We start from the raw sequence: 9,314 nt of genomic DNA on the forward strand, positions 1-9,314 counted from the left end.
GTCACCTGTATATCTGATGAGGTGATGATATCACCTCTGAACAGGTGGCCACTTTAAGTGTGCCACTACATTGGCCTCCTGCTCGGCATTGGTACGTATAGCCTCTACTTCCGCTTGTACCTTGTTGCGCAAAGCATCGGCGTCCAGTGAGGCGGCAGCGGTGGCTTCTGCCATGATCCGATTAGCTTTGGCGATCAGTTTCTCGGCTTCCGACTCCAAGGCGTGGGCCTTTTCTTCTGCTTCATCCAGCAGGCGCTGCGAGTGTAGCTCCATGTCGATAATGGGCTTATATCTGGTGGTCATATCGGCCACCCGGTCCTCTGCGTTTTTCAGCTCAGTTGTCATGCTGGCCAACTTTTGTTCCATCTTTTTACGCTTTCGTCTGGATAGCCAGGCAAAGAACATTGGAGCAAAAAATATTAAAAGGCTGATGATGATCCCGATGGCACCGCCGCCCGCGTTACTTTCTTCCATGCTTTTTCCTTTGTTGTTTTTTGATTAGTCCCGTTTTGCTGGGATACAAATGGAACAAAGCTCGAGTAGGAAGTCAACTTAAGGGATAGTGTCTGTGTATTCCAGTGGAGATTAAACCTTCCTGGCTACTTTTTACTGTATATAATCACAGTTAATTGCAATAACCAACAGATAGCATGGCAGTAAAAAAAACTACCCTCAGGCAAGTGGTAGGCTCAGGTGTTCCCGGAAGGGCGGGATGGTCGACGGGTGCGTCGGTTGTTCACCACCAAAGGGGAGGCGATGGCCTTTGAACGGCACCTGTTGGCCGACGACAAGCCGTGGCTGAATGAAGCCCAAGCCAAAGAAGAACGGCGGCTCAGTGATTTGGTTGAACGCGGGTATGGGCTACATGGCCAAAGCCTGACCGATGGTGCCAGTCGCTTGTCTAAACTCAATCACCTGGTTAACGCGCTGAACGATCCACCGGCCAGTGCCTTCAGCGCCAAAGACTTTGCCAGTTACCGAGAGCGGCGGCTGGCTGGCAGTGATACCGCCCGAGCGGTAACGCCCACCACGGTTAACCGGGAACATGCCTATCTGCGGGCGGTGTTCAACGAGTTGAAGCGGCTGGGGGAGTGGGATGCGACCAATCCGCTGGACGGCATTCGCACCTACAAGGTGAGCGACTCGGAGTTGGCCTTTCTGTACCAGGAAGAAATTGAGCGGCTGCTGGATGCGTGCAAAGAAAGCCAGAACGCCGACCTTTATCAAATCACGGTAGCTTCAAGCGTTCGCATCATTGCGGCACAAAACTACCCCGCCATGCAGGCATCCAGTTGTTGATACAAGCGCCGCAGTTCCCGGTATACCTGCCGGGTCGTCTGCCCGGTTGGCGCTATGGCTGTAAAGTCATGGTTGTCGAGACCCAGCGCATCTTTTCTGGCCACCCGTATTCGGCTAAAACCGTAGCGGGTGCCGTTCAGCTGACCCAGAGCCGCCAGTTGAAAGCGTATCCGATAGCGGCTTGGCAGCAGACCCAGTTCTCTTTTATCTACTACCAGCAACCCTTCCGTCGTGAGCACGTCGTTGCCTGAATACTGCACAATCCCGGCTTCCTGCTCCGGTACGGATATCAGCTCTCGAACACATGGTTCGGCATGGTTGGCGGTAAAGCGGGTGTCGGAGAAAAAAGACAGGCTCGCGAGTCTGGGTGACTGGTCGCGGGTAATGGCCACGCCGGGTGTTTGGGCCGAGATGGGCTCGGATCTATTGAAGTAAGGTAATGATTTCAGGGGCGTACAGCCGGTCAGTAACAGAATGGGCAAGGCAATAAGGCATGGGTTCATCCTAAACTCCAATGGCTTTTAGCACGAATTGATCGCGTGTTATTTTATCCTAATACAAGATTCACCGGTGTGTGAGCCGAGATCAGGCCGATATTATTTTGATGCGACAGATTACAACGGACCCAGGCTCGGGCTATCATTGAGTTATCGGTTTTTGTTCGGGTTTATGATTACTTATGCGTCTTTTACGAGGATTCACTGTGCCAGCCCTGATTTTGGGTGCTTTAGTCAATCCCGCCTCGGTTGTCGCCGATAATCATCACGGCACCATAGAGAATGTCGTCGCCTCCTATGGTTACCTGGCAGAGATACGAATGAAACCTTATTTCATGCGTGCCGAGGTGAGCTATCCGCCCAAAGAAATCGTGTTACTGGCCACCAAGGAAGAAAAGGCGCTGGAGCTGTGGGCGCGTAACGAGGGTGATTTTACCTTTATTCGCCGTTATCCCATCAGCAAGGCCAGCGGAGGGCCGGGCCCCAAGCTGCGGGAAGGGGACAAGCAGGTGCCCGAAGGTATTTATCGTATTACCCACCTTAACCCCAACAGCCGGTTTCACCTGTCGATGCGGCTGGATTACCCCAATTCCTATGATCTGATGCGCGCCGCCAAAGAAGGCCGTACCAATCCGGGGGGGGACATCTACATTCACGGCAAGGCGCAGTCGACCGGCTGTCTGGCCGTAGGTGACATCGCAGTAGAAGAACTCTTTGTGTTGGTGAATACCGTGGGTACCGAGCAGGCCTCGGTGGTGATAGCCCCGCATGATCCGCGCAGCCAGCCACTGGATGGCTTTGCATCCAATCTGCCTCGATGGGCGGTGGAGCTCTATGCGGATATTTCCCGTGAATTTGCCAAGTACCCCAAAGGCGACATTTAAACGTGCTTTAGCCAGTTACATTCAGATAATCATTGCTTTATGTCTCGAAAGTCACAAAGCGGCCATAAATATATTTTTTAATTGATTCGTTCTGGCTATGTTTTGCTGAATATCTTTAGCAAAAAATATTGACGAGATGAAAGGTGATTATGTTTGCTACCAAGGCAAAAAAGCGAGTACAGGAGCTGGAACAGCAACTGGCGATAAAAGTGGCGGATTATGAGACTCGGCTTTCGGCAAAAGAAAGCCAGATCACCGCACTGAAAGTCGAAATCAATACCCATAAGGCTGCCCGGCAGCTATCGCAACAGCTGGTGCAGGTGGTATTGCAAGGTTCGGATATGCTGAGCGCTATTCGCGAGGGCATGGTGTCTAACGCCGAGACCTTGCTGGAAGAGCAGGAAAAGCTGACCGAAATGGAAGGCGTCTTCGAGCATACCTACAAGGCGACCGACGTCCTCAAGCAGCGTTCCGCCATGATTAGTACTGAAGTCAGCCACAGTGCCGACAGTGCGGCGGTATTGACCGATACCGCCGCTAAAATCAGTAATTTTGTGGCAGTCATTCAGGAAATATCCGAGCAGACCAACTTGTTGGCTCTTAACGCGGCCATTGAGGCGGCACGAGCGGGCGAGCAGGGACGAGGCTTTGCGGTGGTTGCCGACGAGGTACGCAACCTGGCCGGTAAGGCCCATGATGCCAGTGGCCATATCAATAACCTGGTACAGCAGGTACTCGAACAGAGCAAGGCCATCAACAGCGTGGTGGGGCAGTCACTGGAAAGTACCGATGAAATATCGGCCTCGGCCCAGCAAATAGACGAGGTGACCCGCGAGGTGCTGCGTCATGCAGAGGGCATGCGGAGCGTGATTAAACGCAATGCCGCGGCGGCGTTTCTGGAGGCGGTCAAGCTGGATCACGCGGTATGGAAAAATGATATCTATCAGCGCATCGAAGCCGGACAGTTTGAACAGACGGTCAGTACGCATACCGAATGTCGATTGGGCAAATGGTATTACCAGGGGCGGGGCGCCCAATCGTACAGCCACTTTACGGCGTTCAAAAAAATTGAATCCTGTCACCAGGCGGTGCACAGCGAAGGAGCCCGCGCGTTGCAGGCGTTTGCCGCCGACGAGCAGCAACGCGGGTTGGCATGTTTGCAGGCCATGGAGCAGGCGAGCCTGAGTGTTACCCGCGCGTTATCCGAGCTGGAATACGAGGTGATGCGCTAGCAGTTCTTGAGCGCCTTGAGCCGGGCATAAATGGTGGTTCGGCTCAGGTTCAGCTGCCGTGCGGCGGCGCTGACGTTGCCGTTGCACTCCTTTAGCGTCCGCTCTATCAGTTGATCACCAAGGGATTTTAAATCCCTGGTGTTGCCGGTGGCCGGGCCGTCGCATCTCGGCAGCTCGGGCAGATGCTCCAGATCTATCCGGTTGCCGTCGGCCAGCACCAGGGCCACCTCCAGCAGTTGTTTCAGCTGGCGGATATTACCCGGCCAGCTGTAGGCCTTCAGTGTCTGCAGCGCCGTTTCATCCAGCACTTGCTCATCCAAAACGGGCTCATCCAACACCTTTTCACCCGCAACCGTTGCTCCCGAAACAGGGTCGTCTTGCTGTAGTTCGCTCAGCAAGGTCCTGACTAACCGGTCGAAATCCTCATCCTTGTATTCCCGTAGTGGCGGCAAGGTCAGCTTGAATCCCTTGATACGAAAGTACAGATCCTGGCGAAACTCGCCTTGCTCGACCATGGTGGCCAGGTTTCGGTGGCTGGCGGCAATCAGCTGAAAATCCACCGGCTCCGGCACATGGCTACCGAGCGGTGTCACGGTTTTTTCCTGCAATACTCGCAGCAAACGGGTTTGTGCCGCCAGCGGCAGCTCGCCAATTTCATCCAGAAAAAGAATGCCCTGATGGGCGGCACGAACATAACCGGGCCGACCCTGTTTGCTGCCCCCGGTAAAGGCACCGCCGACATAACCGAACAGTTCGGCTTCCAGCAAATCGGTGGGCAGGGCACCGCAGTTCACCGCCACCAGGGGGCCGTCGGCCCGCTGGCTGGCCTGGTGCAGGCGGCGCACCAGATGATCCTTGCCGGTACCGGTTTCTCCCTGTACCAGCAGCGGTATCCGGCGGGCCATCAGCTTGAGTGCGGTCACTTCATGGGGAACAGGCGACCTTGCCTGCGGGGCGGGCTTGGGGGAGGCGACCGACGAGCTTCGGGATTGGCGGCTGAGCAAGGCCATGCCCTGACCCAGCGGCGTCAGCTCGCCCTGTTTCAGCTCGCTTAACATGGTGGGAATGTCCAGCTCCTGCAGCCAGTTGCGTGCACTGCGGTTGGCACCCAGCAGCTTGCCGTCTTCACGCAGGGCAATAATACCGGACCAGGGCTGTTGCAGGCTGCCGGCGTCGGGCGCCAGGTTCAGGATCCAGTGGGTATCCTGCTGGTTGATCACCAATGCATTTTCTACCGCCTGCGCCATCAGCCGTGCGGTGAGCAGCATGTCCTGGTTGTGCTCGCCCATTTCGCTCGAGATGTCGATGACGCCCAGCAGTTCGCCACTGGGCGACAGCACCGGGCTGGCGCTGCAACCGATGCCATGATTGGCGGCCAGAAAATGTTGCTGCCCCAGTATGCAGATTTCCTTTTGTTCACTGAGGGCGGTGCCGATGGCATTGGTGCCCATGCTCTGCTCGTGCCAGCTGGCGCCGTTGGCCAGCGCCATCTTCTGGGCCTTGCTGCCGAAATAGGGATCACCGGTGCTGAACAGTATGGTGCCTTCGGCGTCGGCAAACAGCAGTCGGCAGCGCCGGCCCTGCTGCAATTGCTCGAACAGCGGCAGGCTGCTGTTGAGGTAGCGCAATAGCTGCGCATGCTGCTGCTTTCTTTGCTGCAAGTCAGGCCGAAGCAGACAAAGGCGATCCACCCGGCTGTGCCGGCTCAGGCCATAGTCCCGGCTGCGTTGCCATGAACGTTCCAGTAAATACGGATCCTGAGGCTGATGCAGCGCCATCGTTGTACTTATCCTTGTGGTCATGGTCACACCTGTTAAGAAACTGAACACCTGTACAGAACACCCTGTTCCGTTTTCGGACACTCTGGCTGCCAATGGGGGCAGTTGATGCATTAGGTTAGCCTGCCGCTGCCGTTAATGTAACGCTTGTGTAACCTTATTTCTCTGTTTTGCTACAACTGGCATCGACCTTGCAATTTCTATTTCGCAGGTAAGCATCGGGCAAGCACTGTCCGGTATCAACCTCAACGATCCCTTTATCAGCAAGGAGAGCCAGCATGATATATCAGCAACCAGGCCAGGCAGGTGCCGTGGTCAACTTCAAGTCCCGCTATCAGAACTTCATCGGTGGTGAGTGGCGCGAGCCAATCAATGGTCGCTATATGGAAAACGTGTCGCCGGTGAACGGGGCGGTATTCTGCGAGGTGCCGCGTTCCGATGCCCAGGATGTGGATCTGGCGGTGCAGGCGGCGCAGCAGGCTTTTGTCACCTGGAGTAAAACGGCGGTGGCCGACCGGGCCAATGTGATGCTGCGCATCGCCGACCGCATCGAGCAGAATATCGAGATGCTGGCGGTGGCCGAGACCTGGGATAACGGCAAGGCGGTACGCGAGACCCTGGCGGCCGACATTCCGCTGGTAGTGGATCATTTTCGTTATTTTGCCGGCGCCATTCGGGCGCAGGAAGGCAGTGCCGCCGAGCTGAATGCCACCACCGCCGCCTACCATTTTCAGGAGCCGGTGGGCGTGGTCGGGCAAATCATTCCCTGGAACTTCCCGCTGCTGATGGCCGCCTGGAAGCTGGCGCCGGTACTGGCCTCGGGCTGCTGTACCGTGCTCAAGCCCGCCGAGCAGACCCCGGCCTCCATTCTGGTGCTGATGGAACTGATTGGTGATCTGTTGCCGCCCGGCGTGATCAACGTGGTGAACGGGGTTGGTCAGGAGGCCGGGGAGGCGATATTGCGTCATCCGGGCATTGCCAAGCTGGCCTTTACCGGCTCGACCCCGGTGGGGCAGCATGTGCTGAAAGCGGCGGCCGAACGGTTGATCCCCTCTACCGTCGAACTCGGCGGCAAGTCGCCCAACATCTTCTTCGAAGACGTGCTGCGCCATGAGCCGGAGTTTGTCGACAAGTGCATCGAAGGCATGCTGCTCACCTTCTTCAACCAGGGCGAGGTCTGTACCTGTCCGTCCCGGGCACTGGTGCAGGAAAGCATCTATGACGAGTTCATGGAGCGGGTACTGGTGCGTGGCCGTCAAATCAAGCAGGGCAACCCGCTGGATACCGAAACCCAGGTGGGCGCTCAGGCGTCTCGCGAGCAGTTCGACAAGATCCTCAGTTACATGGAAATTGGCCGCAACGAAGGCGCCAACATGTTGCTGGGCGGTCAGGCCAACCAAATCAACGGTCTGGAAAACGGCTACTACATTCAGCCGACCATTTTCCAGGGCAACAACAAGATGCGGGTTTTCCAGGAAGAAATCTTCGGCCCGGCAGTGGGGGTGACCACCTTCAAGGACGAGGCCGAAGCCCTGGCCATTGCCAACGACACCGAATTTGGCCTGGGAGCCGGACTCTGGACCCGGGATACCAATCGCGCCTACCGCATGGCCCGGGGTATTCAGGCCGGCCGTATCTGGATGAACTGTTACCACGCCTATCCGGCCCATGCCGCCTTTGGCGGTTACAAGAAGTCGGGTATCGGCCGCGAGACCCACAAGATGATGCTGGATCACTATCAGCTGACCAAGTGCATGCTGGTGAGCTACGACAGTAATCCGCTCGGTTTCTTCTGATCGGCACCGAACATGATCTGGAGTAACACCCTGTAGAGACAGTGCCGGTAAAGTCTGATAAGGACTTATATGGCACTGCCTGAAGGACGCTGTTCAGACTCAGCGCCTGACGTTTTTTCTTAGCATGAACAAGGAAGATAACAATATGAGCACAGCAACTTTTTATATGCCTTCGGTTAACGTAATCGGCGCCGGTGCCGTGGATCAGGCGGTAGCCGAACTCAGTCAATCCGGTTTTCGCCATGCGCTGATCGTGACCGACAAGCCACTGGTCGAGCTGGGTTATGCCGGTCAGCTGCAGCAGGCGCTGGCCAAACAGGATATTCAGGCCAGCATCTTCGATCAGGTTCAGGCCAATCCCACCACCGGCAACGTGGAAGCGGGCCTGGCCCTGTTGCGTAAGCAACATTGTGACCTGGTGATTTCGCTCGGTGGCGGCTCGCCTCACGACTGCGCCAAGGGCATAGCGCTGGTGGCCAGCAACGGCGGCGACATTCGTGACTACGAGGGCGTCGACAAGTCGGCCAAGCCGCAGCTGCCGCTGGTGGCCATCAACACCACCGCCGGCACCGCCTCGGAAATTACCCGCTTCTGCATCATTACCGATGAAAAGACCCACATCAAGATGGCCATCGTCGACAAGCATGTGACCCCCATCATGTCGGTGAACGATCCCGAGCTGATGAAGAAGATGCCCAAATCGCTGACCGCCGCCACCGGCATGGATGCACTGACTCATGCGGTAGAAGCCTATGTGTCTACCGCCGCCAACCCCATCACCGACACCTGTGCCCTGAAAGCCGTCACCCTTATCGGTGAAAACCTGGCACAGGCGGTGGCCGACGGCACTGATATGGCCGCCCGCAACCAGATGGCTTACGCCCAGTTGCTGGCGGGCATGGCCTTCAATAACGCCTCGCTGGGTTATGTGCATGCCATGGCGCACCAGCTGGGTGGCTTCTATGACCTGCCCCACGGCGTCTGTAACGCCATTCTGCTGCCCCATGTGCAGCGTTTCAACAGCCAGGCCGCCAGCGCCCGCCTGACCGATATTGCCGCGGCCCTGGGGCAGGACGTGCAGGGGCTGAGCCATGAACAGGGTGCGGCTCGTTGTATCGAGGCGATTGTGGCGCTGGCGGAGCAGGTGGGTATTCCTTCCGGCCTGGCCGGTCTGGGCGTAAAAGAAGAAGACTTCGAGACCCTGGCCGGCAACGCCATGAAAGACGCCTGCGGCCTGACCAATCCGATTCAGCCAAGTTTTGAGGAAGTGGTTGCCATCTTCAAGGCGGCCTATTAATCCTTGTCAGCCCCGCCATTCGGCGGGGCTTTTTTCCTGTAGAACTGCCCCTTCCTATTTGCAAAATCCCCATCGTCTACCAGACTGAGTAACAGTCAATATTGCTATATTTTCTGGTCACTTAAGGAGCCATGCTATGGCAAACGAAGGCTATCATGAACCCATTGATGAGCTGAGCGATGAAACCCGCGACATGCACAGGGCCATTACCTCGCTGATGGAAGAGCTGGAAGCGGTCGACTGGTATAACCAAAGAGTCGATGCCTGCAAGGATCCGCAGTTAAAGGCGATTCTGGCGCACAACCGGGATGAAGAAAAAGAACACGCCGCCATGGTGCTGGAGTGGATCCGGCGCCGGGATCGGGTACTGGACAAGGAGTTGAAGGAATATCTGTTCACCAAAGGCGATATCTGCGATCACTGACTAAAAACCAGTGATTGGGGATTGGGGATGAGGGACTAGGGGGCGTTCTCAATCATTGTAAAATCCTGCCGATAGTAAGTGCATCATGGATCTGAAGAGAGTGAAAC

General features: G+C 56.4%; 9 protein-coding genes and 1 pseudogene. 7 read left to right on the forward strand and 3 right to left on the reverse strand.

The genetic code is table 11. The features are described 5' to 3' along the window. Window positions 1–30: 30 nt before the first annotated feature. Window positions 31–474: a hypothetical protein gene (locus ABD827_RS16895; RefSeq protein ID WP_344965855.1), complete on the reverse strand. Its 444-nt coding sequence runs from the start codon at window positions 472–474 to the stop codon at window positions 31–33. A 249-nt stretch (window positions 475–723) separates the two neighbouring features. Here ABD827_RS16895 and ABD827_RS16900 point away from each other — a divergent pair, with 249 nt between their 5' ends. Then, on the forward strand, window positions 724–1,299 hold the full coding sequence (locus tag ABD827_RS16900; protein WP_344965856.1) for a phage integrase: 576 nt from the start codon (window positions 724–726) through the stop codon (window positions 1,297–1,299). Here ABD827_RS16900 and ABD827_RS16905 read toward each other — a convergent pair. Beyond that, on the reverse strand, window positions 1,269–1,802 hold the full coding sequence (locus ABD827_RS16905) for a hypothetical protein (RefSeq protein WP_344965857.1): 534 nt from the start codon (window positions 1,800–1,802) through the stop codon (window positions 1,269–1,271). The genes ABD827_RS16900 and ABD827_RS16905 overlap by 31 nt on opposite strands. A 200-nt stretch (window positions 1,803–2,002) precedes the next feature. On the opposite strand from ABD827_RS16905, the gene ABD827_RS16910 reads away from it, so the two are divergent. From ABD827_RS16910 to ABD827_RS17855, 3 genes and pseudogenes are all read left to right on the forward strand, one after another. Continuing rightward, a complete protein-coding gene (locus ABD827_RS16910) occupies window positions 2,003–2,680 on the forward strand; it encodes a L,D-transpeptidase family protein (RefSeq protein WP_344965859.1) in 678 nt (225 codons plus the stop codon). Between the two features lie 476 nt (window positions 2,681–3,156). After that, window positions 3,157–3,504: pseudogene (locus ABD827_RS17850) on the forward strand (methyl-accepting chemotaxis protein); the annotation flags it as partial. A gap of 33 nt (window positions 3,505–3,537) precedes the next feature. Further along, entirely contained in the window at window positions 3,538–3,912 is a 375-nt protein-coding gene (locus tag ABD827_RS17855; RefSeq protein ID WP_425568015.1) for a CZB domain-containing protein, read from the forward strand. Here ABD827_RS17855 and ABD827_RS16920 read toward each other — a convergent pair. Next, complete coding sequence (locus ABD827_RS16920; RefSeq protein WP_344965862.1) at window positions 3,909–5,714, reverse strand: sigma-54-dependent Fis family transcriptional regulator; 1,806 nt, start codon at window positions 5,712–5,714, stop codon at window positions 3,909–3,911. The genes ABD827_RS17855 and ABD827_RS16920 overlap by 4 nt on opposite strands. 254 nt (window positions 5,715–5,968) lie before the next feature. Between ABD827_RS16920 and exaC the strand changes: the two genes are divergently transcribed. The 3 genes from exaC (at window position 5,969) to ABD827_RS16935 (ending at window position 9,207) form a co-directional block, all read left to right on the forward strand. After that, window positions 5,969–7,486, forward strand: coding sequence for an acetaldehyde dehydrogenase ExaC (exaC, locus tag ABD827_RS16925; protein ID WP_344965863.1), 1,518 nt, complete (start codon window positions 5,969–5,971; stop codon window positions 7,484–7,486). Between the two features lie 145 nt (window positions 7,487–7,631). After that, window positions 7,632–8,783, forward strand: a complete 1,152-nt coding sequence (yiaY, locus tag ABD827_RS16930) for an L-threonine dehydrogenase (protein WP_344965864.1) — start codon at window positions 7,632–7,634, stop codon at window positions 8,781–8,783. Window positions 8,784–8,919: 136 nt separating this feature from the next. Next, window positions 8,920–9,207 (forward strand): ferritin-like domain-containing protein, encoded by a 288-nt coding sequence (locus ABD827_RS16935; protein WP_298722257.1) that lies wholly within the window; start codon window positions 8,920–8,922, stop codon window positions 9,205–9,207. Window positions 9,208–9,314 lie beyond the last annotated feature (107 nt).

Source organism: Oceanisphaera sediminis (assembly GCF_039539745.1).
GTDB classification, from domain to species: Bacteria; Pseudomonadota; Gammaproteobacteria; order Enterobacterales; family Aeromonadaceae; genus Oceanimonas; species Oceanimonas sediminis.